Origin of the sequence: Microbacterium esteraromaticum (assembly GCF_028747645.1) — a bacterium.
GTDB classification, from domain to species: domain Bacteria; phylum Actinomycetota; class Actinomycetes; order Actinomycetales; family Microbacteriaceae; genus Microbacterium; species Microbacterium esteraromaticum_C.
This window is the reverse complement of sequence record NZ_CP118100.1, coordinates 2,405,523-2,432,428: the sequence shown is the minus strand read 5'-3', so window position 1 is coordinate 2,432,428 and position 26,906 is coordinate 2,405,523. Positions and strand designations below refer to the sequence as shown.

The 26,906-nt window shown below is 67.8% G+C and carries 27 protein-coding genes and 1 tRNA gene; 12 read left to right on the top strand and 16 right to left on the bottom strand.

Annotation, left to right across the window (positions count from 1 at the left end):
• Positions 1–19: 19 nt before the first annotated feature.
• The 6 genes from PTQ19_RS11650 to PTQ19_RS11625 form a co-directional block, all read right to left on the bottom strand.
• Positions 20–808, bottom strand: coding sequence for a tyrosine-protein phosphatase (locus PTQ19_RS11650; protein ID WP_274367452.1), 789 nt, complete (start codon positions 806–808; stop codon positions 20–22).
• Complete coding sequence (locus tag PTQ19_RS11645; RefSeq protein WP_274367451.1) at positions 805–2,154, bottom strand: extracellular solute-binding protein; 1,350 nt, start codon at positions 2,152–2,154, stop codon at positions 805–807. Before PTQ19_RS11645 ends, PTQ19_RS11650 begins: the two co-directional genes overlap by 4 nt.
• Positions 2,155–2,212: 58 nt before the next feature.
• The gene (locus PTQ19_RS11640; protein WP_274367450.1) at positions 2,213–3,346 is read right to left on the bottom strand and encodes an ABC transporter ATP-binding protein; all 1,134 of its coding nucleotides are present in this window, start codon (positions 3,344–3,346) and stop codon (positions 2,213–2,215) included.
• 102 nt (positions 3,347–3,448) lie between these two features.
• Positions 3,449–4,534: a MurR/RpiR family transcriptional regulator gene (locus PTQ19_RS11635; RefSeq protein ID WP_274367449.1), complete on the bottom strand. Its 1,086-nt coding sequence runs from the start codon at positions 4,532–4,534 to the stop codon at positions 3,449–3,451.
• A gap of 10 nt (positions 4,535–4,544) precedes the next feature.
• A tRNA-Lys gene (locus PTQ19_RS11630) sits at positions 4,545–4,617 on the bottom strand.
• A 147-nt stretch (positions 4,618–4,764) separates the two neighbouring features.
• Positions 4,765–5,421 (bottom strand): fasciclin domain-containing protein, encoded by a 657-nt coding sequence (locus PTQ19_RS11625; RefSeq protein WP_274367448.1) that lies wholly within the window; start codon positions 5,419–5,421, stop codon positions 4,765–4,767.
• Positions 5,422–5,593: 172 nt separating this feature from the next.
• Between PTQ19_RS11625 and PTQ19_RS11620 the strand changes: the two genes are divergently transcribed.
• The 5 genes from PTQ19_RS11620 (at position 5,594) to PTQ19_RS11600 (ending at position 10,478) form a co-directional block, all read left to right on the top strand.
• A complete protein-coding gene (locus PTQ19_RS11620) occupies positions 5,594–7,294 on the top strand; it encodes a cytochrome c biogenesis protein DipZ (RefSeq protein WP_274367447.1) in 1,701 nt (566 codons plus the stop codon).
• 49 nt (positions 7,295–7,343) lie between these two features.
• Positions 7,344–7,931: an ECF RNA polymerase sigma factor SigK gene (sigK, locus tag PTQ19_RS11615; protein ID WP_274367446.1), complete on the top strand. Its 588-nt coding sequence runs from the start codon at positions 7,344–7,346 to the stop codon at positions 7,929–7,931.
• Positions 7,928–8,671, top strand: coding sequence for an anti-sigma factor (locus PTQ19_RS11610; RefSeq protein ID WP_179410181.1), 744 nt, complete (start codon positions 7,928–7,930; stop codon positions 8,669–8,671). Before sigK ends, PTQ19_RS11610 begins: the two co-directional genes overlap by 4 nt.
• A 68-nt stretch (positions 8,672–8,739) precedes the next feature.
• The gene (locus tag PTQ19_RS11605) at positions 8,740–9,369 is read left to right on the top strand and encodes a DNA-directed RNA polymerase subunit beta (RefSeq protein WP_274367445.1); all 630 of its coding nucleotides are present in this window, start codon (positions 8,740–8,742) and stop codon (positions 9,367–9,369) included.
• 227 nt (positions 9,370–9,596) lie between these two features.
• Positions 9,597–10,478 (top strand): aminodeoxychorismate lyase, encoded by an 882-nt coding sequence (locus PTQ19_RS11600; protein ID WP_274367444.1) that lies wholly within the window; start codon positions 9,597–9,599, stop codon positions 10,476–10,478.
• A 65-nt stretch (positions 10,479–10,543) separates the two neighbouring features.
• On the opposite strand, the gene PTQ19_RS11595 is transcribed toward PTQ19_RS11600, so the two are convergent.
• The 8 genes from PTQ19_RS11595 to PTQ19_RS11560 all read right to left on the bottom strand — a co-directional run bounded on the left by PTQ19_RS11595 (position 10,544) and on the right by PTQ19_RS11560 (position 19,690).
• Entirely contained in the window at positions 10,544–11,470 is a 927-nt protein-coding gene (locus PTQ19_RS11595; RefSeq protein ID WP_274367443.1) for a type IV toxin-antitoxin system AbiEi family antitoxin domain-containing protein, read from the bottom strand.
• 203 nt (positions 11,471–11,673) lie between these two features.
• Positions 11,674–12,453: a phosphate ABC transporter ATP-binding protein PstB gene (gene pstB / locus PTQ19_RS11590; RefSeq protein ID WP_274367442.1), complete on the bottom strand. Its 780-nt coding sequence runs from the start codon at positions 12,451–12,453 to the stop codon at positions 11,674–11,676.
• Positions 12,454–12,488: 35 nt separating this feature from the next.
• Complete coding sequence (pstA, locus tag PTQ19_RS11585; protein ID WP_274367441.1) at positions 12,489–13,565, bottom strand: phosphate ABC transporter permease PstA; 1,077 nt, start codon at positions 13,563–13,565, stop codon at positions 12,489–12,491.
• Between the two features lies 1 nt (position 13,566).
• A complete protein-coding gene (gene pstC, locus PTQ19_RS11580; RefSeq protein WP_179410187.1) occupies positions 13,567–14,526 on the bottom strand; it encodes a phosphate ABC transporter permease subunit PstC in 960 nt (319 codons plus the stop codon).
• A 120-nt stretch (positions 14,527–14,646) separates the two neighbouring features.
• The gene (locus PTQ19_RS11575) at positions 14,647–15,750 is read right to left on the bottom strand and encodes a phosphate ABC transporter substrate-binding protein PstS (protein WP_222446419.1); all 1,104 of its coding nucleotides are present in this window, start codon (positions 15,748–15,750) and stop codon (positions 14,647–14,649) included.
• Positions 15,751–15,871: 121 nt separating this feature from the next.
• Positions 15,872–16,810, bottom strand: coding sequence for an NUDIX hydrolase (locus PTQ19_RS11570; protein WP_274367440.1), 939 nt, complete (start codon positions 16,808–16,810; stop codon positions 15,872–15,874).
• Entirely contained in the window at positions 16,807–18,972 is a 2,166-nt protein-coding gene (locus PTQ19_RS11565) for an RNA degradosome polyphosphate kinase (RefSeq protein WP_274367439.1), read from the bottom strand. The genes PTQ19_RS11570 and PTQ19_RS11565 overlap by 4 nt, the downstream gene beginning before the upstream one ends.
• Before the next feature lie 40 nt (positions 18,973–19,012).
• Positions 19,013–19,690, bottom strand: coding sequence for a response regulator transcription factor (locus PTQ19_RS11560; RefSeq protein WP_224818761.1), 678 nt, complete (start codon positions 19,688–19,690; stop codon positions 19,013–19,015).
• A gap of 81 nt (positions 19,691–19,771) precedes the next feature.
• Here PTQ19_RS11560 and PTQ19_RS11555 point away from each other — a divergent pair, with 81 nt between their 5' ends.
• The 4 genes from PTQ19_RS11555 (at position 19,772) to PTQ19_RS11540 (ending at position 22,705) form a co-directional block, all read left to right on the top strand.
• A complete protein-coding gene (locus tag PTQ19_RS11555) occupies positions 19,772–20,065 on the top strand; it encodes a hypothetical protein (RefSeq protein WP_274367438.1) in 294 nt (97 codons plus the stop codon).
• A gap of 166 nt (positions 20,066–20,231) precedes the next feature.
• The gene (locus PTQ19_RS11550) at positions 20,232–20,834 is read left to right on the top strand and encodes an FABP family protein (RefSeq protein WP_206821963.1); all 603 of its coding nucleotides are present in this window, start codon (positions 20,232–20,234) and stop codon (positions 20,832–20,834) included.
• 7 nt (positions 20,835–20,841) lie between these two features.
• A complete protein-coding gene (locus PTQ19_RS11545) occupies positions 20,842–21,930 on the top strand; it encodes a YgfZ/GcvT domain-containing protein (RefSeq protein ID WP_274367437.1) in 1,089 nt (362 codons plus the stop codon).
• A 31-nt stretch (positions 21,931–21,961) separates the two neighbouring features.
• Positions 21,962–22,705: a phosphoglyceromutase gene (locus PTQ19_RS11540; protein ID WP_179410194.1), complete on the top strand. Its 744-nt coding sequence runs from the start codon at positions 21,962–21,964 to the stop codon at positions 22,703–22,705.
• Between the two features lie 79 nt (positions 22,706–22,784).
• Here PTQ19_RS11540 and phoU read toward each other — a convergent pair whose 3' ends face one another.
• The gene (gene phoU / locus PTQ19_RS11535) at positions 22,785–23,498 is read right to left on the bottom strand and encodes a phosphate signaling complex protein PhoU (protein WP_274367436.1); all 714 of its coding nucleotides are present in this window, start codon (positions 23,496–23,498) and stop codon (positions 22,785–22,787) included.
• A 200-nt stretch (positions 23,499–23,698) separates the two neighbouring features.
• Here phoU and PTQ19_RS11530 point away from each other — a divergent pair, with 200 nt between their 5' ends.
• Complete coding sequence (locus PTQ19_RS11530; protein ID WP_206551585.1) at positions 23,699–24,916, top strand: sensor histidine kinase; 1,218 nt, start codon at positions 23,699–23,701, stop codon at positions 24,914–24,916.
• The gene (locus PTQ19_RS11525) at positions 24,913–25,605 is read left to right on the top strand and encodes a response regulator transcription factor (protein ID WP_274367435.1); all 693 of its coding nucleotides are present in this window, start codon (positions 24,913–24,915) and stop codon (positions 25,603–25,605) included. Before PTQ19_RS11530 ends, PTQ19_RS11525 begins: the two co-directional genes overlap by 4 nt.
• Positions 25,606–25,687: 82 nt before the next feature.
• Here the strand turns inward: PTQ19_RS11525 and PTQ19_RS11520 are convergent, their stop codons facing one another.
• The gene (locus PTQ19_RS11520) at positions 25,688–26,185 is read right to left on the bottom strand and encodes a DNA modification methylase (RefSeq protein WP_274367434.1); all 498 of its coding nucleotides are present in this window, start codon (positions 26,183–26,185) and stop codon (positions 25,688–25,690) included.
• 156 nt (positions 26,186–26,341) lie between these two features.
• Between PTQ19_RS11520 and PTQ19_RS11515 the strand changes: the two genes are divergently transcribed.
• A complete protein-coding gene (locus PTQ19_RS11515; RefSeq protein ID WP_179410198.1) occupies positions 26,342–26,824 on the top strand; it encodes a CarD family transcriptional regulator in 483 nt (160 codons plus the stop codon).
• The last annotated feature ends 82 nt before the right edge of the window (positions 26,825–26,906 follow it).

The following is a 26,906-nucleotide window of genomic DNA, read 5'->3' as shown; positions in this document are numbered from 1 at the left end:
CTCGTTTCTGGAGTCGGGGTCAGGCGGATGTGCGGATGTCGACCAGCGCGGCAGTGAGCCGCGTGAGGTCATCACCGGTGAGGCCGTGCGCGAGCAGGTAGTCGGCGACCGACCCGTGCTGCTTCTCAACACGGTCGATCAGCGTGTCGAGCACGGGTGCCGGGCTCTCGGCGATGAGCCCGAGGACGTCGGGGGTGAGGGTGAACCCACGCTGCTCGAACGACGAGACCATGGCATCGACCCATTCGCCGCGCAGATTCTCCTCGCTGGCGGCGTAGTCGTCGACCACAGCGCGGCGTTCGACGCCGGCCGCGCTCAGCGCGAACGCGACGACGATGCCGGTGCGGTCTTTGCCCGCCGTGCAGTGCACCAGCACGGCCTCGTCCTGCGGGGTGTCTGCGATGGCCTTGATGGCAGCGGCCAGCTGGCGTCCGCGTCGGTCCACGATGTGGTCGTACACCGGGGCGAGGGCCACACCGCCTGCGGCCTGCGCGGCGGGAGCGGCGTCATCGAACACCGGCAGGTGATAGACCGTGAGATTCATGCCGTCCAGTGCGCTCGGCGACGACTGGCGTTCCTCAGCGCCCCGAAGGTCGATCACCCGGGTGATGCCCAGTTCACTGAGACGGTCACGTCCGGCATCGTCGATCCGGTGCAGGGCGTCGGACCGGAACAGCTTGCCCCAGCGGCTGGCGCCGGATGCTGCCGGGTAGCCGCCGGTGTCGCGCAGGTTGTAGAGCCCGCGGAGCGGCTGGTGGCGGCGCTCGGATGCCGCATGTTCCGCGTCGAGCAGAGGGTGGCCGGTCACTCGATCAGCCCCTGGGCGCGATCGGCCGCCTCGCGCATGGTCGCGGTCGGGTCAGCGCCGTAGTAGATCGACTCCTCGATCGCGGTGGCCAGGACCTGATCGACCTGCGCGTAGCTGCCGCCCGGGTACGACACCCAGGGCTCGAGTGCGTCGAGCTGTTCCAGGTTCGGCTCCACGAGCGGGTTCTGCGACACCCATTCGTGCAGCGGGCCGCCCTCTTCGGTCATGCTGCTGCGCAGCGGCAGGTAGCCGATCTGAGTGGAGATGATCTCGTACGCGCGCTCACTCGTCATCCACTTCATGAGCTCCCATGCCGCGGCCTGCTTGGCGGGGTCGGTGGCGAACATCGCCAGGAACGAGCCCGAGTTCGTCGGAACGACGGCCTGATCGTCGAAGGCGGGGAGCGTGCGTGCGCCCAGCTGCCAGCCGCCGGCCTCGGCGCCCATCATGAATGCGCCCTGCAGAGCAGAGGTGTTCACATGAATGGCCGTCTTGCCCTGGGCGAACGCCTCGTACTGGCTGGTGGAGTCCTCGTTGGTGAGGATGCCGGACTCGAACATGTCGGTGAACGTCTGGACGGTGTCGATCGCGGCGTCGGAGCCGAACTCGATCGATGCGCGATCCGCGCTGAGCACATCCGCACCGTTGGAGCGGAAGAGCCCCTGCATGCACCAGCTTCCTCCGGTGATCACGCACGAGATGCTCAGCGACGGCGCGTCGGTTGCGGCCGTGATCGTCGCCGCGGCCTCCGAGACGGCTTCCCATGTCGACAGATCGACCGTCTCGGCGTTCAGACCCGCGGCCGCGAATGCCTCGGCGTTGGTCCAGAGCACGGGAGTCGAGAACACGTACGGGAGCCCGTAGGTGGCATCGTCCCAGTCCGCGAGCACAGCGGCGCGCTCGTGGTACGGGTACTCGCCGCCGAACTGGTCGTCAAGACCTTCCTGTCCCACCAGCGCGGTCAGGTTCTGCGCGCCGAGTGTGGTCGCCGCGAAGTCGAGTTCGTTGAACGTGAGCTGCGCGATGTCGGGCGCGGCGCCGGCGAGCAGTTGCTGCTGCACGCTCGCCGCCGTGCCTGCGGAGGAACTCGGCTGACCGACGACGGAGATGTTCGGGTGCTCGGCCATGAACTCCTCGAGCAACTGGTTGATGGCATCCGACCAGGTGCCGACGTTGGCGAGGTTGTACGACTCGAAGACGATCTCGACCTGCTGGTCGTCCGACAGCTCGACAAGCGTTCCGGAGGCGTCCGCAGCGGAGCCGGTGGCAGAGCTGCAACCTGCAAGGGCGGCGACGCCGAGGATCGCCGTGGCGGCGAGTCCGGCGCGACGGGCACGGAGTTTCATGATGTTCCTTTTGATGAGGGGTGGGTAGAGAAGGGAGAAGGGAAAAGGAGGGCGATGCTCAGACGGCAGCGAGTTCGGTGTCCGCCACGGCGGCAGGTTCGGCGTCGTCGACCCAGACGAGTCGTCGCCCGGAGTCACGATCGAAGAGGTGCACGTTTTCGGCGGCGACGCACAGCGTCACGTCCTGGCCGGGCGTGACGATCAGATCGCGTGATGTGCGCGCGAAGACCCGGCTTCCGGCGACGAGACATGTCACGATCTGTTCACCGCCGAGATTCTCGACGATCTCGACACGGCCGGCGAGTCGCACTCCGGGGCCGGTCAGCGGTGCCGTCGCGACGGCGACCTGTTCGGGGCGTACCCCGAGCACGATGTCGAGGTCGTCGCTGCGTCCCGCCCACAGCCGGCCGGTGACGCCGTCTGCCTCGATGGCGACCTCGCCGTCGCTCGTGGTTATGCGCGCGTCGATCAGGTTCATCGCCGGGCTGCCGAGGAACCCCGCGACGAAGACCGATTCGGGGCGATCGTAGACCTCTTCGGGAGTGCCGTACTGCTCGATGCGGCCGGCGTTGAGTACGACGATCTTCGTCGCCATCGTCATTGCCTCGACCTGGTCGTGGGTGACGTAGACGAAGGTCGCGCCCAGCCGCCGGTGCAGCGCGGTCAGCTCGTGTCGAGTCTGGGTGCGCAGCTTCGCGTCGAGATTGGACAGCGGCTCGTCCATCAGGAACGCCTTCGGGTTCCGCACGAGCGCACGCCCGACGGCGACGCGCTGACGTTGCCCCCCGGACAGCTCCTTGGGCTTGCGCTCCAGCAGATGGCCGATCTCGAGGCTTTCTGCGACCTCCTCGACGCGCCGCTCGATCTCGGCGGTGCTCAGTCGTTGCACCCTAAGAGGGAAGGCGAGGTTCTTGCGGACGCTCAGGTGCGGGTACAGGGCGTAGCTCTGGAAGACCATCGCGAGGTCACGCTTCTTCGAGGGCAGCTCGGTGATGTCATCGCCGTCGAGCAGGATGCGACCGGCGGTGGGCTCCAGCAAGCCGGCGATCATGCGCAGCAGCGTCGTCTTGCCGCACCCCGAGGGACCGAGCAGGACGACGAACCCGCCGTCCTCGATCGTCAGATCGATGTCGCCGACAGCTACGGTGCTCCTGAAGCTACGACCGATGCCCGAGAGCTGGATGGTTCCCATGAGTCGCTTCCCGCAAGCGACCTATGATGCCGGGACCCTCCCGTGAAATTCGCTTGCGGTTACATTCGAATCTGGGAAAGTTAATTTCCTACTAACGAGGGGTCAACGACGATAGCCCTCGGCGGTAACATCTTCATCTTCATCCGTGTCTGTGGCATCGTCGGCGACGAGGTCGAGCACTTCTTCGCGTACGGCGGTGCGGGCGCGCTCGGATGCATCGGCCATTCGTTCAGCGACGGCGATCTGCAAGGCGTTGAGTGCGAGCAACTGCACCAACCCGCTCGCCATCGTGCCCTGGTCCCAGCTCTGAAAACGGGCACCAGTCACCAGCATGTGCGCGGCGCGGGAGGCAAGCGGAGGACGAGCGAAACTGCTCAGCCCGATGACCGTTGCACCGGCCTCGATGGCAGCATCCGCGACAGCCAGCGACAGAGAGTTGGCGCCGCTGGCGCTCACCACCAGGCACACGTCGTCGTGGCTCAGCACGCGCGCCGTCAGTTGAGCGACGACGCCATCGCTCGGTGCCTCGCAGGGGCGCCCGTTGATCGTGAACGCCATGGCGGCGGCTTGCGCGGCTGCGTGGGAACCGCCCGTGCCGACCAGAAGCACTCGCCGCGCGCGGGCAATGGCCGCGACCGCCGCATCGAACGCGTCGGGGTCGACGGAAGCCAATGAGGTCTGCAACATGGTCCCTGCCGATTCGGCGAGGCTGCGCAGATACCCTTCTGTGCCCGTCGGACATTCCTGTCGCTGTGCTCCCTCGGCCGCGAGGTCGCGCAACAGCATCATGCGCAGGTGCTGGAACCCTCGAAATCCCAGCCCGCGGCTCGCACGGCTGACCGTGGCGGGGGAGGTCTCGGCAGCTTCTGCGAGCTCAGCTCCTGACATCTCGACGACATCCTGCGGCCGCTCAGCACACAGCCGTGCCACGCGCTGCGCGCTCGGCACCAAGGACGGCAACAGCGACAGGATCTGTTCGATCGTGCCGCCGAGGGGCGGCTCGCCAAGCGACGCGCTCATGCCAACGAGGATGCCATGCACACGGGTGTGGATACCCGTCGTACGCCGACCATGTGCATTGCTCTCCTCCGGTTGAACGCTCCGAACCGTAGTGATTCTGGGCGGCCGTGTGGACAACGGCCGGTGAACGATGCGTGCCGCGTATCGAGATTCGGGCGTGCGGAACACACCTGTGCGGTGGGCCCCGTGGGGCTCGAACCCACGACCCGCGGATTAAAAGTCCGATGCTCTGCCGACTGAGCTAGAGGCCCGTGGCTCCAGTCTAGGGCGACGTGATCATCCAGGGCGAAACGAGCGGCCCGGCGGGTAGACGCACAAGAGGGAGTGCGGCATCCCCCGAAGCCGCACTCCCTCTCAGTTCTCGCGCCGAGCGGTCCCCACCACTGGCGCGACTGCACTCATTCGGTCGGCAGCAGCACCGAGTCGATGAGGTACACGGTGGCGTTGGCGGTCTGCACGCCACCGCAGATGACGCCTGCGTCGTTGACCATCCACTCCTCGCCCGAGCCGGTCACCTCGAGGTCGGAGCCCTGCACGGTGGTGTGCATACCGGCGATGTCGGCGGGCTCGATCTGACCGGGCACCACGTGGTACGTGAGGATCGACGACAGCGTGTCGGCGTCGGTCTTCAGCGCCTCGATGGTGGCGGGGTCGATCTTCGCGAACGCGTCGTCGACGGGTGCGAACACGGTGAACTCATCACCGTTGAGCGTGTCGACCAGGTTCACATCCGGATTGAGCTGACCGCTAACTGCCGAGACGAGCGTCGTCAGCAGCGGGTTGTTCGACGCGGCGACCGCGACCGGGTCCTGCGACATGCCCTGGATCGAGCCGTCGCCGTCCGGCACCTGCTCGGCGTAGGCGGCGCAGCCGGGTCCGACGAGGTTCGCGGCCGGGTCCATCATGTCGTCGGTTGCCTCTTCCGACGTCGCAGGGGCCTCGGGCTCGGTCGATGCCGACTCGGTGTCCGACCCAGCCGAACATCCGGCGAGCAGGAGAACGCCGGCGAAGCCGAGGGCGAGAGCTGCGGTGGTCTTCTTCTTGGTGCTGAGCATTTCAACCTCCGGGGTTCGGGGCCGCGGACTTCCCGCGGCGTTGACGGTTGTTCGGAGGCCTCGCCAGATCGGATCGGAGAATCTCGAGAATTTTCTCTGCGCCGCGGATTTCCGGGCTGAAGCAATCCGATCCGGGGTGCCGGGCCGAAGCACCAGCAACGGAAGGCGGATCATGGAACTGATCATCATCGGGCTGCTGGGCGGCCTCATCACCGGCATCTCGCCGTGCATCCTGCCGGTGCTGCCGGTCATCTTCCTCACGGGCGGCGCGCAGTCCGCGCGGTTCGAGGGAGAGGCCCTGCCGGCGCGACGCAGCCGGCCGTTTCTTGTGATCGCCGGGCTCATGCTCAGCTTCACGCTCGTGACTCTGCTCGGTTCGCTGCTGCTGGGCCTGCTCAACCTGCCACAGGATGTGCTGCGGTGGGCGGGCATCATCGTGCTGCTGCTTCTCGGACTGGCGCTGATCATTCCGCGGCTGGAGCACCTGCTCGAGAAGCCGTTCCAGTGGATCCCGCGCAAGCAGGTCGAGAACCGGGGCAGCGGGTTCGGGGTGGGGTTGGCGCTCGGCGCCGTGTTCGTCCCCTGCGCGGGCCCGGTGCTGGCCGCGATCATCGTGGCAGGATCCACCGGACGCATCGGGCTCGACACCGTGCTGCTGACCGCCTCGTTCGCGGTGGGTGTCGCTGCTCCGCTGTTGGCGTTCGCGCTCGCCGGCCGCGGGTTGGTCGAGCGCATCCGTGCGTTCCGTTCGCGCGAGCGGATGCTGCGGATCACCGCGGGTGTGGCGATGATCGCTCTGGCGGTCGGCCTGATCTTCAACGTGCCGCAGATGCTGCAGCGGCTGGTTCCCGACTACACCGCCGGACTCCAGCAGGATCTGGCAGAACGCGGAGATGCGCTTGACCTGGGTGGGCTCGTCACCGATGAGAACCGCGAGCTCGACAACTGCACGAACGGCGCGACGGTGTTGGAGGAGTGCGGCACCGCTCCCGCGATCCGCGGTATCGAGCAGTGGCTGAACACCCCCGACGGCGCAGGCGTTGACCTGGAGCAACTGCGCGGCGAGGTGGTGCTGATCGACTTCTGGGCGTACTCGTGCATCAACTGCCAGCGTTCGATCCCGCACGTCGTCGCCTGGGATGACGCGTACCGCGATGCGGGGCTGAACGTCATCGGCATCCACTCTCCGGAGTACGCCTTCGAGAAGGACGCCGGCAACGTTCGCGCCGGGATCGACGACTTCGGCATCGAATACCCGGTGGCGCTCGACAACACCCTCTCGACGTGGACGGCGTATCGCAACCGCTACTGGCCCGCCCACTACTTGATCGATGCCGAGGGAACGGTGCGCCACATCTCGTTCGGTGAGGGCAACTACGCCGCCACCGAGAAGATGATCCGCGAGCTGCTGCAGGACGCAGATTCGAGGGTGTCCCTGCCCGAGGCCACCGAGATCGCCGATGTCACCCCCGAGGTGGGGGCGACCACACGAGAGACCTTCCTCGGTTCGGCGAAGGACGTCAACTACGGCGGGCCGGGCGCCTACCGGGCCGGACGCGGCAGCTACACGCTGCCACAGCAGCAACCGGATGATTCCTTCGCTCTCGATGGTGACTGGCAGATCGAGACGCAGTACGCCACGCCTGTGGCGGGGGAGAGTGGCATCCGGCTGAACTATCGGGCATCCGAGGTCCGTATGGTCCTCGCCGGTGCTGGCGACGTCACGGTGCGTGGTGATGACGGCTCGACGCGCACACTGCGCGTCGACGGGACCCCGCGCTCGTATCAGGTCGTCGACGACGACCCGCACACGGGTGTGCTCACCGTCGACGTCTCCGAGGGTGTCGAGGTGTACTCGTTCACCTTCGGGTGACGGAGTGGCGTACAGGGGCAGCGAGAGAGGATGCGGCATGCTGGTCGATATGGTCATCGACGGCGTAGAGGTGCCGGAGGACGGCTCGGCGGGAGACAACGCCACCGTGCTCCTGTTGCGCATCGCTGACGGCGATCAGCAGGCGTTCGCCGAGCTCTACGACCTGCTTTCGCCTCGCGTGTTCGCGCTGATCCTGCGCGTCATCGTCAACCGTTCGCAGGCCGAAGAAGTGCTGCAGGAGGTCTTCCTGGAGATCTGGCAATCCGCCGGGCGTTTCGCTCCGAACAAGGGGCAGGGAAGATCGTGGGTTCTCACGATCGCCCACCGACGTGCAGTCGATCGCGTGAGGGCCTCGCAGTCCAGCGCTGACCGGGACGTTCGCGTCGGTGCGCGTGACCTCGACCCCGCGCGGGACGTGGTTTCTGATGAAGTGGAGTCGCGGCTGGAGAGCCACCGGCTGGTACGTGCGCTCAAGATCCTGCCGGAGGCCCAGCAGGAGGCGCTGATTCTGGCCTACTACGGCGGCTACAGCCAGAGTGAGATCTCGGCCCTGGTGGGTATCCCCCTGGGGACGGTCAAGACGAGGATGAGAGATGGGATGTCGCGGTTGCGCGGCGAACTGGGGGTGACGACATGAACGAGCAGGAGTTCTCCGAGCTCGCGGCCGGCCATGCCCTGCACGCGCTGTCGGATGCTGACCAGCAGCGCCTCACCGCCGCACTGGCCGCCCACCCCGAATGGCAGGCGACCCTTGACGCCGAGCTCGAGACCGCGTCCGCGCTGGGAGCGATGCTCACGCCGATCGCTCCGCCCGCCGCTCTGCGCGAAAACCTTCTCGCCCAGATCGCGACGACACCGCAGGCAGCGCCGGTGGCATCCGAGCAGGTCCCCGCTCCCGGCACGAGCGGGCCCGGCGGTCGTCGCTGGAATCGGATGCTGTTCGCGCTCGCCGCCTGCCTGGTGCTGCTGGTCGGCGCCGGCATCGGCACCGCTGTCGTGCTGGCGCAACTGCAGCGTCCCGAGGCCGTCGTCGCGCTGGAGCAGATCCTCGGTGCCGAGGATGCCGATGAGGCGACGGTGCAGACCGTCGCCGGCGGTACCGCGACGGCGCACTGGTCCGACACCCTGGGCACAGCGGTGCTCGTCACCCACGGACTCGACGATCTGCCGGCCGATGCGAGCTACGAGCTGTGGTTCGTGCGCGGCGATCAGCCCATTGCCGCGGGAGTGTTCGACACGTCGCAGGGCGAGGCGACCGCCCTGCTGGATCAACCCATGCAACCCGGTGACGCCATCGCCGTCACGATCGAGGCCGCCGGTGGGTCACCGACAGGGCAACCCACGACCGACCCGGTCATCGTCATCCCGACCAGCTGACCACCACACGGTGCCGGTGCCGCTGCCGGGCCGGTGCCGGTCGCGCGCAGCGCGCGTACCCTGGAGGGATGCCCGAGCAGTTCCACCGCCCCGTCCGCCGCCCCACGGCCGCCTTCGACAACCTGGTCGGCCACGAGGATCCGGCCGAGCAGTCGCGCATGGCTCACGCGACAGCATCCGCACTCCTCGACCGTGCGCGCACCGATGACAGCGGTGCCGTCACCGACCGGCTGATCGGGTTCGCCGCTGAACACGGCATCGACGAGATCGCCGAACTGTGGTCTCATACGCCGGCGCGCTCGCTGCCCGGCGCTCTCTGGCGGCTGTATCTGCTGCAGCTCGCGACGCGGAACGACGCCGAGCAGACCGCGCTGCTGTATGAGCGGGGGCGCGTCGAACTGCGCTCGCCGGACGCCGCAATTGCCGGTGCACCCGCACCCGCCGACCCGCAAGAGATCGTCGCCCTGGTCGATGCGATCCTGCGCGGGGTCTTCCGCGGCGACTTCGCCCTCGCCCTCGAGAGGGCGGCCGCGTACTGTCGGGTGCAGGCATCCGGGGCGACCCACGTGGCCGACGACTACGAGGCGACCGAGCCCGAGCGCGCCGGCGCCCTGACCCGCCGGGCACTGCGCCTGAGCACCTACGCCGAGGATCTCGCAGCGTCGGCAACAGCCTGGCGGCGCGGAACCCTCGTCTGAGAACGCGGCGCGGCGTCTGGTGCTCGGTGCCCTGGGCGGGTCCGGGAGCGGGCATGAAAAAGACCGGACCGCAAGAACGCCTCTCGGCGGAAGGCCGCTCGCAGCGGCAGAAGTTGGAGCCCGGGGTTATGCGGCCCGGCCGATTCCAGTCTAACGCGTACGCGGCCGTGGTGATTCACGGGCGGCACTTCTGCCGGGCACAAGCCGCCGGGCAATAGGCTGAGCGCATGGCTCAGCGCTACGCCCTCATGATCACGCCCGCGGATGCGACCGACACCCGCACGGACTACTCCGAGACCTTCACCCCCGTCGATGTCGCCGCACCCGCACTGAGCGTCGGCGAGCTCAGCACACAGCGCGGCGACGGCGTCTTCGAATCGATCGGCGTCATCGACGGGCATCCGAACGAGGTCGAGGCGCACGTGCAGCGCCTGGCGCACTCCGCGCGGGTGTGTGATCTTCCCGCCCCGAACCTCGCGCAGTGGCGACAGGCCGTCGCCACTGCCGCTGCCCAGGCGCCCGAGGGCGAGGGCGTGGTCAAACTCATCCTGAGCCGTGGCGTCGAGAACGGGCCGGCGCCGACGGCATGGGTCACGGCATCCACCGCGCCCGACTACACGCGCGTGCGCCGAGAAGGCGTGCGTGTGGTCACGCTCGACCGCGGCTACGACCTCGGGGCGGGGGAGCGGGCACCCTGGCTGCTGCTCGGCGCAAAGACGCTGTCGTACGCCGTGAACATGGCGGCGCTGCGCGAAGCGCACCGACGCGGCGCCGACGACGCGATCTTCGTCACCCGCGACGGTGACGTGCTCGAAGCGCCGACCGCGTCGCTCATCATCCGCTCCGGCGACGAGTTCATCACCACGGCTCCGTCGGCCGGCATCCTGCACGGCACTACCCAGCTGGCCGTGTTCGAGTACCTCGAGGCACAGGGCCTCCGTACGCGCTATGCGACGCTGTCGACGGCCGATCTGATGGGGGCGGATGCCGCGTGGCTAGTCTCCAGCATCCGACTGGCAGTGGCGATCACCGCCATCGACGGTGAGCCACTGGCATCCGACGCCGTTCTGACCGCCGAACTGAACACCTTCCTGCTCTCCCCGCGCTGAGCCGCGCCCAGGTGTCCCGCGCCCCGCGCCCTCGGCCCCGTACCCCGTGCGCAGTGTCGGAAATCTCAGACGGATGCCGCCGCGCGCGGCGTGTCGGGGCGCGACGCGCCGCCCCGAGCGATCTTCGTCTGGGATTTCCGACGGGGGTCCGGGGCATCCTGCGCCCGCAGGTGCGCGCCGGCCTCGACCTTCGCCAGGATCGCCGCCTGCACACTCGACCAGTCGTGCACGATCATCGCGTAGTCGAAGCGCAACGTCTCATAGCCCCGGGCGGCGGCCCGAGCGTCGCGCAGCAGGTCCTTGTGCCGATTCTGCTCGCGGGCGTGGTTCTCGCGTCCGTCGCATTCGATCAGCAGCCGGTCGCCGACGACGAAGTCGACCTCGCCGACACCGCGGATGCTGACCTGCGAGCGCACGGTGATCCCGAGCGTGTGCAGCCGTAGCCTCATGAGTGATTCGAGGCCGCTGTCGGCATCCGAGCGGGCGAAGCCGACCAGCCAGCGCATGACGAGCGGCAGACGGTGCCACAGCCAGGCGATGCCCGCCGGTGAGATCTTCGCCTGCCGCAGGGCGGACTCCAACGCCGCGAAGAAGGTGTCCTCACTCTCGCACGAGGCCAGTTGCAGCAGCACGTTGTGCACCGGAGGCAGCTCGCCGATCATGGCGGTTCCGTCATCCCAGTGCAGCGTGCACCGGGAGCATGGGCCGTGCGGCACGCCTGCGGTGCCCAGCCAGACGTGGTCGGCCGCGCCGTCGAGCACCCACAGTCCGTGCAGGCGGGCCGCCTCGGCGCAGGCGGGAACGCCGCCGTGCTCTGTGGCGTGGCGGAATGTCGCCGGCACATCGGGGAGCGCATACACCCCCTGACGCACGCGCACGACCTCACCGTCGCGCACGGCGCGGGTGAGTTCGCGCTCGGGAACCCCGCGCGCTTTCAGCTCACTCGTGCGCGCGGGGCGGCCGAGTTCGGAGAGGGCGAGGCGCACCAGCATCCGTCGAGAATGCCTGCCGGGCAGGGACCGCGGATGCCCGATTCCCGACCCCTGTGCATAACGTGCCTCGACACGGCGCCTGGGGACAAACAGAAATCCCAGACGATCAGCAACCCGGTCGGCGTGTCAGCATGTGACACGCCGGGGCCGCAGACGATCGTCTGGGATTTCCGACGGTGCGGGCGCTCAGCGCGCCCCGGGAATCACCCGAAGCGGCCCGAGACGTAGTCCTCGGTGGCCTGCACGCTGGGCGTGGTGAAGATGGTCGAGGTCTCGTCGAACTCGATCAGCTTGCCCGGCTTGCCGGTGCCGGCGATGTTGAAGAAGGCGGTCTTGTCGGAGACGCGGCTGGCCTGCTGCATGTTGTGCGTGACGATGACCACCGTGTAGTCGTTCTTCAGCTCGCCGATCAGCTCCTCGATCGCGTAGGTCGAGATCGGGTCGAGGGCCGAGCAGGGCTCGTCCATCAGGATGACCTCGGGCGAGACGGCGATCGCGCGGGCGATGCACAGACGCTGCTGCTGGCCACCCGACAGACCCGAACCGGGCTTGTCCAGGCGGTCCTTGACCTCGTTCCAGAGGTTGGCACCACGCAGCGACTTCTCAACCAGGGACTCCTGGTCGCTCTTGGACATCTTGCCGTTGTTGAGCTTGACGCCCGCCAGCACGTTCTCCTTGATCGACATCGTGGGGAACGGGTTGGGACGCTGGAAGACCATGCCCACCTGGCGGCGCACCAGCACGGGGTCGACGCCCGGGCCGTAGAGGTCCTTGCCATCGAGCAGCACCTCACCCTCGACGCGCGCGCCGGGGATGACTTCGTGCATACGGTTCAGCGTGCGCAGGAACGTGGACTTGCCGCAGCCCGACGGGCCGATGAACGCGGTGACGCTGCGGGGCTGGATCTCGAGGGACACGCCCTCGACGGCGAGGAAATCGCCGTAGTAGACGTTGAGGTCGTTGACTTCGATGCTCTTGGACACGAGGTTCCTTCTATCGGGTGGAATCGGGATGCGGCTCAGCGGCCGGCGGTCTTGGGGGCGAACCACTTCGCGATCAGGCGACCGAGCAGGTTCAGCAACATGACGATCAGGATCAGCGTGAGCGCGGCGGCCCACGCCCGAGCCAGTGAGGCGTCGGGGCTGGTGCCCTGGTTCATGTACGAGTTGTAGGCGAAGACCGGCAGGGTCATCATCTGCCCGCTGAACAGGTTGGTGTTCAGGCTGGCGGTGAACCCGGCGGTCAGCAGCAGGGGAGCGGTCTCGCCGATCACGCGGGCGATGGCGAGCATCACCGAGGTGGTGATACCGGCGATCGAGGTGGGCAGCACGACCTTGAGGATCGTCAGCCACTTCGGCACGCCGAGCGCGTACGAGGCCTCACGCAGTTCGTTGGGCACGATCCGCAGCAGCTCTTCGCTGCCTCGCACGACCACCGGGACCATCAGCACGGCCAGCGCGAGCGAACCCATGAAGCCCATCGAGATGCCGGGGCGGATCAGCAGGGCGAACACCGAGTAGATGAACAGACCGGCCACGATCGAGGGGATGCCCGTCATGACGTCGACGAAGAACGTGATGCCCTTGGCGATGCGCCCGCGACCGTACTCGACGAGGTAGATCGAGGTCATGAGGCCGACGGGGACGGCGATCAGGGCCGCCACCAGGGTGATCAGCACCGTGCCCCAGATGGCGTGCACGATACCGCCGCCCTCGCCGACGACGTTGCGCATCGAGTAGCTGAAGAACTCGGCATCGAACCGCGCGATGCCGTTGCTGATGACGGTCCACAGCAGCGAGATCAGCGGCAGCAGCGCGACGGTGAACGCGGTGGCGACCAGCGCGGTCATCAGCCGGTCGACAGCCTTGCGGCGGCTCTCGGCGATAGCCGACATGGCCGTGATGAGCACCATGTACAGCAGCACACCGGTGATCACGGCGCCGGCGATGTTGAAGTCGGCGAGGTTGCCGTTGGGAGCGGTCACCGCGAACGCGGCGGCGGACAGCACGAGCGACGCGGCCAGCAGGGCCCACGGGGCCCACGAAGCCAGGCGACCAGAGGTGAGCGAGGTGGAGGCGGGGGTCTGCATGGTCATGTCAGTTCGCTCCCGAGAACTCGGCGCGGCGGGCGACGATCCAGCGCGCCAGCGCGTTGACCGCGAAGGTCACGATGAACAGGATGAGGCCCGTGGCGATCAGGGTGTTCACACCCGTGTCGTGCGCCTCGGGGAAGGCGAGGGCGATGTTGGCCGGGATCGGCGTCGGGTTGGTCGCCGTCAGCACGAGGAAGCTGTAGACGGCAGCGGGGGAGAGCACCATGGTCACGGCCATGGTCTCACCGAGGGCGCGACCCAGAGCGAGCATCGTCGCCGAGACCATGCCGCCGCGAGCGAAGGGCAGCACGGCCATGCGCACCATCTCCCAGCGGGTGGCTCCGAGCGCAAGCGCGGCCTCTTCATGCAGCTTCGGCGTCTGCAGGAAGACCTCGCGGCAGATCGCGGTCATGATCGGGATGACCATCACGGCAAGCACGAGAGCGGCGGTCAGGATCGTCTTTCCCGTCGACGAGACCTGTCCGCCGAAGAACGGCACCCAGGCCATGTTCTCATTCATCCAGGCGTAGATCGGCTGCAGCAGCGGGGCGAGGACCAGACCGCCCCACAGGCCGAACACGACCGACGGCACAGCAGCCAGCAGGTCGATGATGTACCCCAGCACACCGGCGAGGCGGCGCGGGGCGTAGTGCGAGATGAACAGTGCGATGCCGATCGAGATCGGGGCGGCGATCAGCAGCGCGATGAAAGACACCCAGACCGTGCCGAACGCGAGCGGTCCGACATACTGCCAGAACGAGTCACCTTCGAGGATGTGGTTGTCGGTCGTGTCGGGAGCGAACGCGGGCAGGCTCTGAATGATCAGGAACGCCGCGACCGCCACGAGGACGACGAGGATTGTGATGCCGGCGCCGAGCGCGGTGCCCGAGAAGACCCGGTCGCCGAGACGCTGCTTGGCCTTGATCGGGGGCGCGGCTTGAGCCGGCCTGGTCGTCGTGGTCATGTTCTCCTGCTGTTCGGGTGGAATCGGATGCTGTGGTGTCGGAAGTCGGGGTGTCGACCGCCCGATGCCCCCACGCCCTGTGCAGGGCGTGAGGGCATCGGTTTCAGCTCAACTCGTGGATCAGTCGACCTTGATGGTGTCGATCGCGGCGAGGACCTTGTCGCGCAGTCCGGCCGAGATGGGAGCGCTACCTGCGTTGTCGGCGGCAGCCTGCTGGCCCTCTTCGCTGGCCATGTACTCGAAGTACGACTTGACCAGTGCAGCGGTGTTGGCGTCCTCGTACTGCTCGCATGCGATCAGGTAGCTGACCAGGGCGATCGGGTACGAACCTGCCGGAGCTGCGGCCGGGTCGATGGCGAAGACGAGGTCACCGGCGCCGCGGCCCTCCTCCAGCGGCGAGGCCTCGACGAGCGCTGCGGCGGCGTCTGCCGAGTACGCGACGTACTCTCCGTCGACACCGACGTGCACCTGGCCGAGCTCTGCGGTCTGCGACGCGTCGGCGTAGCCGATCGCGCCGTTGCCCGCGGTGATCGCCTGCACGACACCCGAGGTGCCCTGAGCGGCCTCGCCACCGTTGATGGGCCACTCGCCGTCGGGCTCGTGGGTCCAGACATCGGCAGCGGTCGCTGCGAGGTAGGTGGTGAACGTCTCGGTGGTGCCCGAGTCGTCCGAGCGATGGACGGGCGAGATCACCAGGTCGGGCAGCTCGACGCCCTCGTTCTGCTCGGCGATGGCCGCGTCGTTCCAGTTGGTGATGGTGCCCGCGAAGATGCCCGCGATGGTGGCGGCGTCGAGGTTGAGCGAGTCGATGCCCTCGAGGTTGAACGCCACGGCGACGGGCGAGATGTACAGCGGCACCTCGACGATGGCGTCGCTGGAGCACATGCCGAAGCCGCCCTCGGTGAACTCGTCGAGCTTGAACGCGCGGTCCGAGCCGATGAAGTCGCTGGCGCCGGCGAGGAAGTTCTCGCGGCCGGTGCCCGAACCGGTGGGCTCGTAGTTGACGGTGACGCCGGTGTTGGCGGTCTGGAAGCCGGCGACCCATGCCTCCTGGGCGGCGCCCTGCGAGGAAGCGCCCGTGGCGCGCAGGGTGCCCTCGAGCGTCGAAGTCGAGTCGGAGGACGAGCCCTCGGTAGCCGGGGCTTCGTTCGCGGCGCAACCGGTGAGGGCGAGTGCGGCCACGGCGCCGATGGCGCCGATTCGAGCGATGCTGGAGATCTTCACTGTGGATCCGTTCGATCGGGGACTTGTGGATGCCCTGGTGCGGGGCACACAGTGACGCTACGAGCGACGGTTAACGAGACTCTCCCACGATGGTGAACGGAAGGTGAACGACTGCTGTCGGCTAGACCTTCGGCTCATGGGTCTCGATCGAGATGATCCCTGACCCCGGATTGGTTGCCGAGAGGTGAACAACCGAGAACGCGGACATGGCCAGTGCGCTCGCGCTGTTGACATACGACCCGCGCATGGTGCCGGTCGCCAGTGCCATCTCTGAGAGCAGTTCCGGCAGAACGGGGCCGTGGCTGCACAGCACAGCGGGCTTGCGAGAGCGCACACGGCGTCCGATGACGGAGCGGACATCGGCGGTGCCGTGTTCCCAGGCATCCTGACTGATCTTGTCGGTGACGCGCGCCGCCCGCCCGAGTTTGCGTTCCAGCGGAGCTACGGTCTGCCGGCACCGTTCGGCGTCGCTGGTGACGATGCGGCGCACCCCGAAGGCCCGCAACGGCGCGACGATCGCCTTCGCCTGGCGCACGCCCTTGCCGGTGAGTGGCCGCGCAGCGTCCGGCCCGTCCCAGTCCGACCGCGCAACCGCCTTGGCGTGGCGCAGCGCGATCAACGGGAAGGTATGCAGTACGCCGTCCTCGACCAGCCGTGCGAAGTTCTCGAGGATCTCGATGTCGACGGGATAGCTCAGGCGCTGGCGCGCCTGCTTCACGCTGACCCATTCGATGGCGGCGATCTCACCGTTGGGGACGAAGGATGAGGCGCGGATCGCGTCGTCGGTCGCCTCGGCAGCCCAGTAGTGCACGACCTTCTGGCGCTTGGGGCGCATCCAGTACTTGCTCACGCCGACCGGGACGCCCAGACAGACGCGGATGCCGGTCTCTTCACGAACCTCACGCACCGCGGTCTCGGCGAGCATCTCGCCCGGGTCGACCTTGCCCTTGGGCAGCGTCACGTCACGGTACTTCGTGCGGTGGATCAGCAGCACGCGCAGCTTGCCCTCCAGCATCCGCCAGACGACGGCGCCGGCGGCGTAGACGGCGGTGTCGGTCATCGACGGGTCTGCTTGCGACGGCGGCGTCCCTGGACGGCCGCCATCATGCGGTCCTGCAGATCGATCAGCGGTGCCTCCTCTGTCGACTGGGCGCGCGTCCACACCCCGCCCTCACCCAGATGCCACGAACTGGTACGCGGGTCCATGGCGAGATCGAACAGCGCGTGCAGTTCCTTGGTGTGCGCCGGGTCCTCCAGGCGCACCAGCGCCTCGACGCGCCGGTCGAGGTTGCGGTGCATCATGTCGGCGCTGCCGATGTAGACGATCGGGTCGCCGTCGTTGTCGAACATGAACAGTCGCGAATGCTCGAGGTAACGCCCCAGGATGCTGCGCACCGTGATGTTGTCGCTGACGCCGGGCAGGTCCACGCGCAGGCCGCAGATGCCGCGCACCCACACCTCGACCTTCACGCCGGCGATGCTGGCGCGGTACAGGGCGTCCACGATCTGCTCGTCGACCATCGAGTTGACCTTGATACGGATGCGTGCGGGGCGACCGGCCTCGGCGTGCTTGCGCTCGTTGTCGATGTGACGCAGCAGCCCCTTGCGCAGATGCAGGGGCGCCACGAGCAGACGCTTGAACTTCTTCTCGATCGCGTAGCCGCTGAGCTCGTTGAACAGGCGGGTGAGGTCGCGTCCGACGAGCGGGTCGGCGGTGAACAGACCGAAGTCCTCGTAGATGCGGCTGGTCTTGGGGTTGTAGTTGCCGGTGCCGACGTGCGAGTAGTGGCGCAGTACGCCGTCCTCCTCGCGGATCACGAGCGCCAGCTTGCAGTGCGTCTTCAGACCCACCAGTCCGTACACGACGTGCACGCCGGCCTTCTCGAGCTTGCGAGCCCAGACGATGTTGGCGGCCTCATCGAAGCGGGCCTTCACCTCGACAAGTGCCAGCACCGACTTGCCGGCCTCGGCGGCGTCGATGAGGGCCTGCACGATCGGGCTGTCGCCCGAGGTGCGGTACAACGTCTGCTTGATGGCCAGGACGTGCGGGTCGCGCGCGGCTTGCTCGAGGAACGCCTGCACGCTCGTCGCGAACGATTCGTAGGGGTGGTGCACGAGCACATCGGACTTGCCGATGGCCCGGAAGATGTCGGGCCGCTCATTGCTGTCGCCGGGCTGGAACGCCACGGCCGTGGTCGGCAGGTGCGGCGGGTAGCGCAGGTCGGGGCGGTCGATCCGCGACAGGCCGAACAGGCCGCGCAGGTCCAGCGGCCCAGGTAGGCGGTAGACCTCCTGGTCGGTGATGTCGAGCTCGGTGATGAGCAGCTCGAGCGTCACATCGTCCATGTCGTCGGTGATTTCGAGGCGGATCGGTGGACCGAACCGGCGCCTGAGCAGCTCGGCTTCGAGCGCCTGGATGAGATTCTCGCTCTCATCCTCTTCGACCTCGACGTCCTCGTTGCGGGTCAGCCGGAACGCGTGGTGGTCGAGCACCTCCATCCCCGGGAACAGATCATCCAGGTGGTTGGCGATGAGGTCTTCGAGACGGATGTAGCGCACGATCTGCCCGCCTCCGGGGACGGCGATGAGACGCGGCAGCATCGAGGGCACCTTGAGGCGCGCGAACTCCTGGCGACCGGTGCGGGCGTTGCGGATGCGGATGGCGAGGTTCAGCGAGAGCCCGGAGATATAGGGGAACGGGTGCGCGGGGTCGACGGCCAGCGGCATGAGCACGGGGAAGACCTGCGCCTGGAAGTACTCGCCCAGCGCGGCGCGCTCAGCGTCGGTCAGCTCGTCCCAGTCGGTGATCTCGATGCCGGCGTCAGCCAGTGCGGGCTTGACCTGTTCGCTCCAGACCGCGGCGTGCCGCAACTGCAGCGCATGGGCCTCGCGCGAGATGTCGCTGAGCACGTCGGAGGGCGCGCGTCCGACATTGGTGGGCACGGCCAGCCCTGTGAGGATCCGCCGCTTGAGTCCGGCGACGCGCACCATGAAGAACTCGTCGAGGTTGCTGGCGAAGATCGCCAGGAAGTTCGCCCGTTCCAGTTCGGGGACCGTGGGGTCCTCGGCCAGTTCGAGCACACGCTGGTTGAACGCCAACCAGCTCAGTTCCCGGTCGTGGTAGCGATGATCGGGCAGAACCGAGTCCGGGGTCTCATGCGCGTCGAAGTCGTCGTCTTCGGCGTCCTCGAGTCCGGCGTCGACAAGTACGTGATCGATCATGGGGTACATCCTTGCATCCGTCGGTTACGAGCAGGGGAACTCAGCCCGCCGCCTGTCCCGGTTCGTCGTTCAGATTGAAGCGGTAGCCGACGTTGCGGACGGTGCCGATGACCTGCTCGGCGTCGCCGAGCTTGGCGCGCAGGCGACGCACGTGCACGTCGACGGTGCGGGTGCCACCGAAATAGTCGTAGCCCCAGACGTCGCTGAGCAGCTGTTCTCGGGTGAACACCCGAGAAGGGTGTGTCGCCAGGAAGTGCAGCAGCTGGAACTCCTTGTACGTCAGGTCCAGCGGCCGTCCGTGCAACTTGGCAGAGTACGACTGCTCGTCGATTGTGATCCCGGATGCCTGCACGCTGACGGGTGTCTCGGCGTCGGGCCGGGTCAGTGCGAGACGCAGGCGGGCATCGACCTCGGCGGGGCCCGCGGTGGCCAGCACGACATCGGCGAAGCCCCATTCGGTGGAGATCGCGCTCATGCCGCCCTCGGTGACCACGAGCAGCACTGGCGCCTCGCCGCCCGCGGTCTGCAACAGACGACAGGCGGCTCGGGCCGCGACGAGGTCTTCGCGGCCGTCCACGACGATCGCCGCGCACTCGGGGAGCGACAGCAGACGGGACGGCTCGATCGGGTGATGGCGGATGCTGTGGGCGAGCAACCCGAGCGCTGGCAGCACCGGCTCCGCATCGGGAGCCGGGGTGAGTACCACCAACACGGCCACTCACACATGTTAGTCGGGTGCGTCCCGCTGTCGGCGGAATGCGTCAGACGGGTCCGGGTATGTGACGGGTACGATGGCGTCATGCAAGAAGTGGCACTCGCTCCGCGCAACGCGTTCCACGGCGTGCTCGCCGTCTGGGGCGTGGCGGCGGTGACGGCGATCCTGCTGGGATTCCTGCTGCCGGCCGACACCCGGATCGGCTGGTTGCTGATCGCCTTCGGCGGTGTCGTGTTGCTGTCGTTCGCCGTGCAGCTGGCGTATGCCCGTCCGCAGGGGTTCGTCGTGCGGGTATCGGCCAGCATCGTGGGATCGCTGGTGCTGATGGGGATGGCGTCGGCGGCCTTCGGCGTCGCGACACTCGTCTCGGCGTTCTGACGCGACCGGGGTGCGTGACAGGTGACTAGACTGTCGGGCATGGACATCGTCGCGCTCGAACTCTTCTTCCTCGGTCTGCTGGGCCTTGCGGGCCTCGCGATCGCCTTCGTCGCCGGCGTCGTGCTGGTGAACCTGTTCCGCGGTCAGCGCTGATCCAGAGCCGATCATGATCGAACTGCCCACGGATCTGCCTGCCGATCTGGCACCGTTGTCGTGGTTGCTCGGCGTCTGGGAGGGCACCGGCGTCATCGAGTACAGTGCGGGTGACCAGCGCTTCGAGGGCGAGTTCACCCATCGCGTGAGCTTCAGCCACGATGGCGGGCCGTTCCTGAATTACGCCGCCACGGCCTCGTTCCGCGGCGCTGAGGGTCAGGACGAGCCGATCGCCTTGCTGTCCGAGACCGGCTTCTGGCACCTCGCACGGCCGCGCACGGCATCCGATCCCGGCCCCGCGCTCCTGCCTCCCGCCGAGGCCGCGACCGAGCGCACGGTCGACGACGTCGAGGCACTGCGTACCGACGACGGTTTCCCGCTCGAGGTCTCGGTCGCGCATTCGGACGGCACGCTCGAGCTCTACCTGGGGCGCATCGCCGGCCCCCGTATCGACATCGCCACGGATGCCGTCGTGCGTCCCGCGGGTGCAAAACAGTACACTGCGGCCAGCCGCATGTACGGCCTGGTCGATGGACACCTGCTCTGGGCCTGGGACATCGCGGCGATGGGCGAGACGCTGAAGTCGCACGCATCCGCCCGCCTGGCCAAGGTCTGAGCCGGTGGTGTTCGACAGCATCCCTGGTGCCGTCCGTGATGGCGACGTGATCGCCCACTTCGGCAACCCGCTCATCGAGCAGCGGCAGCTGGCCGCGGGCGAGGCTTTGGTGCCGCTGACCGATCGCACCCTGATCGAGGTCGCAGGCGCAGACCGCCTCACCTGGCTCGACTCGTTCACCTCGCAGGCGTTGAAGGGCCTGCCCGCGGGTGCCAGCACTGAGCTGCTCGTGCTCGACCCGCAGGGGCGCGTCGAGCACGCCGCCGCCGTCTTCGAGGACGGCACGGCGACGTGGTTGATCGCCGACAGCGCGGATGCCGATGCGCTGGCCACCTGGTTGCAGCGCATGGTCTTCCGCTCCCGCGTCACCGTCACGGTGAAGTCGGATGCTGTCCTGGTGGGTTTCTTCGCAGGAGACGGTGCGCAGGCCCGCGTGGCCGCCGCGGCTCCAAATGGTCACGTGCTTATCTGGAACGACCCGTGGCAGAGCGTGCAGCCGGGCGGACACCAGTACGCCGCCGTCGACGGGCATCCGGGCGCGGACTACGCCTGGACGATCGCCGTGGTCGATGACGCGGATGCGCTCACGGGGCCGTTCGCGGGGGCGCTGGCGGCCGAGGCTCTTCGCATCGCCGCGTGGCGCCCCCGTTGGTCGCATGAGGTCGATGAGCGCACGATTCCGCACGAGGCCGATTGGATCCGCTCCGCGGTGCACCTCGACAAGGGGTGCTACCGCGGCCAGGAAACCGTCGCGAAGGTGCACAATCTCGGCCATCCGCCGCGACGACTCGCGGCACTGCACCTCGATGGCAGCGAGGTGACCCTGCCGCAGCCGGGATCGCCCGTGCTGTCGGGTGACGCCGAAGTCGGTCAGGTGACCTCCGCCGCGCTGCACTACGAGGACGGGCCGATCGCGTTGGCGATGCTCTCACGACGAGCGCCGATCGGCGACCTGGTTGTGCGTGCCGACGGCGTCGACATCGCGGCGGCGCAGCAGGTCATCGTGCCGGCCGATGCCGGGGCCACGGCCGAGGTGCCTCGTCTGACGCGCCTGTCGCGGCGACCGCTGGGCGAGGATCCTCGCAACAGCCGCTGAGCCGGTCGTGCCCGGCCGATAGGCTGGGTGCATGACGCGCACCCTGATTCTGCTCCGGCACGGCCAGAGCGAATGGAACAAGCTCAACCTGTTCACCGGATGGGTGGACGTCCGCCTGACCGAGCAGGGCAAGGAAGAGGCCCGCCGTGGTGGCGAGCTGCTGGCCGAAGCCGGGCTGCTGCCCGACGTGCTGCACACGTCGCTGCTGAGCCGTGCGATCCAGACCGCGAACATCGCCCTGGATGCCGCCGATCGGCTGTGGATTCCAGTGACCCGCTCGTGGCGCCTCAACGAGCGTCACTACGGCGCGCTGCAGGGCAAGGACAAGGCACAGACGCTCGAAGAGTTCGGCCCCGAGCAGTTCCAGCTCTGGCGCCGCTCGTTCGACGTGCCGCCGCCGCTGCTCGACGACGACAGTGAGTTCAGCCAGGTACACGACGCGCGCTACGCGGGCATCGACGGCGACGTGCCGCGCACCGAGTCGCTCAAGCTCGTCATCGACCGCCTGCTGCCGTACTGGGAGGACGCGATCGTCCCCGACCTCGAAGCCGGCAAGACGGTGCTCGTCACCGCGCACGGCAACTCGCTGCGCGGTCTGGTCAAGCACCTCGACGGCATCAGCGACGACGACATCGCCGAGCTGAACATTCCCACCGGCATCCCGCTGGTGTACGAACTCGATGAGAACAACGTGCCGACTGGACCGGCTCGCTACCTCGACCCGGAGGCCGCTGCGGCCGGTGCCGCGGCTGTCGCCGCGCAGGGCAAGAAGTAATCCCCGCAACGACGAAGCCCCTCTGAGTCCTGGGCGGATTCAGAGGGGCTTCGTCGTATCGAACAGCGGATGCCGCGGATCAGGCCTCCGGTGCGTCCCCGTCAGGAGCCGAGAGCTGCGCCTCGACGGCGAGAGCGATGTCCTCTTCTTCGATCGCCCAGTCGCCGGTGGCGAGGTAGACGACCTTCTTGGCCACGGCGACCGCGTGGTCGGCGAAGCGCTCGTGGTAGCGGCTCGCGAGGGTGGCATCGACGGTGGCCTCGGCCTCACCCTTCCAGTTGTCGCTGAGCACCTTGTCGAAGACGTGCGCGTGCAGCTCATCCACGTCGTCATCGGCGTTGCGGATCGCGTCGGCGAAGCGCAGGTCCTGCGTGCGCAGCAGGTCGGCGAGCGTGCGAGCGATCTCGACATCGAGCTCTCCCATGCGGCGGAAGGTGCCCTTGAGGCCCTTCGGCACGGCGCGCTCGGGGAAGCGCAGGCGGGCGAGCTGAGCGATGTGCTCGGCCATGTCGCCCATGCGCTCGAGCGATGCGCTCACGCGCAGCGCGGTGATCACGATGCGCAGGTCGCGGGCGACCGGCTGCTGGCGCGCCAGGATCTCGATGGCCTGCTCGTCGAGCGCGACGGCGAGTTCGTCGATCTTGGCGTCGTCGGCGATGACCTCGTCAGCCAGCGCGACGTCGCTCTCGGCGAACGAAGTGGTCGCCTTCTCGATGGCGATCGTGACGAGATCGGCGATCTCGGTGAGCTTCGTCTGCAGGTCCTCGAGGGACTGGTGGAACACTTGGCGCATGTCGCGCAACCTTTCGTCGGGGACTCGGCACGGTGAGTGCGCGGGCACGGGTGCCTGAGGGGCACGCTCGCGCGAGGTCGACACGATTGTGTTCGCCGAAGGTTAACGAACGGTGCCCGGAATGTGAATACTAGCCTTCCCGCCGCATGACGGCGCGCTGAACGGCAGGCAAAGCCGCGCGATCCCCGTACGCTGGAGCCATGGATTCGCCCCAGCTCGCGCTGTTCGCACTCGCCATCGGCGCGATCATCGGGGCCGGTACCGTGCTGCTGGTCGTCTGGGCCTACCGCGTCCGGGCACTGGCCGCACAAGAGACGTCCACCGCGGTGCCCGCTGGCGTGGCCGAGGTTCTTCGGGGCATGGATGATCCCGCCTGCGTGCTCAACGCTTCGGGCGTGGTCGTCGCGATGTCCCATGCCGCGGAGCGGTTCGGGATCCGTCCGGGGGCCGTGCTCGACAACGCCGATCTGCGCCGGCTCGTGCGCAATGCGCGTGATGACGGGGACACCGTGGCCGACACGCTGCGTCTTGCCGTGGGCGGAAGCCTCGACCCGCGCCTGGTGTCGGCGCGGTCGAGTCGTATCGGCGCGCAGCTGACCCTCTTGATCATCCGCGATGTCACCGAGCGGGAGCGCCTCGAGCAGATGCGCACCGATTTCGTCGCCAACACCAGCCATGAGCTCAAGACGCCGGTCGCTTCGGTCAGCCTTCTTGCCGAAGCCATCGAGTCGGCGGCCGACGACCCACACCAGGTGCGCGTGTTCGCCAAGCGGATCGCCGCCGAGGCCGGTCGCCTCGGCCAGCTCACCGGTCGCATCCTGAGCCTGGCCAGACTGCAGGCTGCCGAGACTCTGGCACAGGTCAGGCCGATCTCGATCGATGAGGTTGTCGCGGCCTCGGTCGAGGCGCATCTGGTACAGGCCGATTCGGCGGGTGTGACGCTGACTCGCGGCGGCGAGCGGGGCGCATGGGTGCGTGGCGACGCACAGGTGCTCGTCGAGGCCGTCGGTAACCTGATCGCGAACGCCATCGTCTACTCGCCCAAGGGCTCGAGCGTGGGAATCGGCGTCAAGGTCGTCGACGACATCGTCGAGATCGCCGTCGCAGATCAGGGAATCGGTATCGCGGAAGCGGATGCTGAGCGCATCTTCGAGCGCTTCTACCGCGCCGACGAAGCGCGCTCGCGACGCACCGGGGGCACCGGGCTCGGGCTATCGATCGTCAAGCACGCGACACAGCGGCACGGCGGCGAGGTGCGGCTGTGGTCGCGGCCGGGGCGGGGGTCGACCTTCACGATCCGCCTGCCGCGGATCGAGGCGCCGGACACCGGCAAGAAGAAGACCAAGAAGAGCAAGAAGAAGCGCACGGACAAGAGCGCGGCGAAGGCTGTCGCGGCACGAAACGGAGAGAACGCATGACCCGGATCCTGCTGGTCGAGGACGAACCCGACCTGGCTGACCCGCTCGCCTACCTGCTGCGCAGAGAGGGCTACGAGGTCGAGATCTGCGAGGACGGTCCCGGCGCGCTGAATGCGTTCCGCGAGCGGGGTGCCGACGTGATCCTGCTCGATCTGATGTTGCCGGGAATGCCGGGTACTGAGGTGTGCCGCCAGGTGCGGCAGAGTTCGTCGGTGCCGATCATCATGCTCACGGCGAAGGATTCGGAGGTCGACATCGTCGTCGGGCTCGAGCTCGGGGCTGACGACTACATCACCAAGCCGTACTCGTCGCGCGAGCTGTTGGCCCGCATGCGTGCCGTGCTGCGCCGCGTGGTGCAGCCGGAGGCCGAGCTCGACGAGCGCGTGCTCGAAGGCGGCCGCGTCGTGCTCGACATCGACCGGCACACGGTCGCCGTGGACGGCGACGAGATCAGCATGCCGCTGAAGGAGTTCGAGCTGCTCGAGGTGCTGATGCGCAACTCGGGTCGTGTGCTCACCCGCGGGCAGCTCATCGACCGGGTCTGGGGGAGCGACTACTTCGGCGACACCAAGACTCTTGATGTGCACATCAAGCGCATCCGCTCCCGCATCGAAAAGAACCCGGGTGACCCGGTGATGCTGGTGACGGTGCGCGGTCTCGGCTACCGCTTCGAGGGCACATCCGGCTGAGTACGTCGCCCTGGCACTCATGCAGAAGAGGCCGATCCCTTCAGGGATCGGCCTCTTCTGTCGTTCGCGCGGAGCGCGGAAGTCACTCGCCGGCGCTGGGCACCAGGTCGGAGTACTCGGGCAGGGTGCCGTCGAGCACCGGGATCTCGGTGGCTGCGGCTTCGCCGTTTCCAGAGACGAAGAGCGCCTCGACGTTGGAGCCGGGCATCACATTCAGGCCGTCGATGGGCAGCGGGTCCTTGTCGGCGCCGAGGCTGACGGAGTCGCCCGCGGGAACCCGCACGGTCAGCATGGTGCCGGCGATGTCGATGTTCAGCCGTCCGCTCTTGTCGCCGGTGTTGACGAACGCACCGACGAGGTTGCCGGTCGAGCCGTCTTCGGTGGCGATGACCATCGCGTTGCGGACGACGATGTCGCCGCCGGTCGCGTCGACGTTGACGCCGTCGGACGGCGAGTAGTCGATGGTCGTGGCCTGGTTCGTCATGAACGTGCAGCCAGTGGTGCCGAGCGCGACGACGGCGCCCAAAGCGACAGCGGCGACGAGACGCGAGGCGATGGACGCAGCAGAGCGCGAGTTCACGGATCCTCCTGAGATGCGACGGGTGTCGAGGATCAGTCTAGTGGGTCGTGCGCCACGGTTCAGGACCTGACCGCCGGATCAGTTCGCGCACGTCGGCGCGAACTCTAGTACATAGTCGCTGTGGTATCCTGGAGATTGCCGAAAGGACACGTTTTTATGCTTTTTGAGGTTGGCGAAACCGTCGTCTATCCGCACCACGGAGCCGCAACGATCATCGAGGTCAAGGACCGCGTGATCAAGGGCGAGACGAAGAAGTACCTGAAGCTCAATGTCACTCAGGGCGACCTGATCATCGAGGTTCCCGCTGAGAACGTCGACCTCGTCGGCGTGCGTGACGTGATCGGCCAGGAGGGCCTCGACCACGTGTTCGAGGTGCTGCGCGCCCCGTTCACCGAAGAGCCCACGAACTGGTCCCGCCGCTACAAGGCGAACCTCGAGAAGCTGGCGTCGGGGGACGTCATCAAGGTCAGCGAGGTCGTGCGCGACCTGTGGCGCCGCGATCAGGACCGCGGCCTGTCGGCCGGCGAGAAGCGGATGCTGGCGAAGGCTCGCCAGATCCTCGTCTCGGAGCTGGCCCTCGCCGAGAAGATCGACGAGGACAAGGCGGGCGCTCTGCTCGACGAGGTGCTCGCCTCGTGATGTGAGACCGACCGGAGTCGGAAAGAGGACGGATGCCATGGGCATCCGTCCTCTTCGCGTCTGTGGCCTGCGGCGGGGCGGG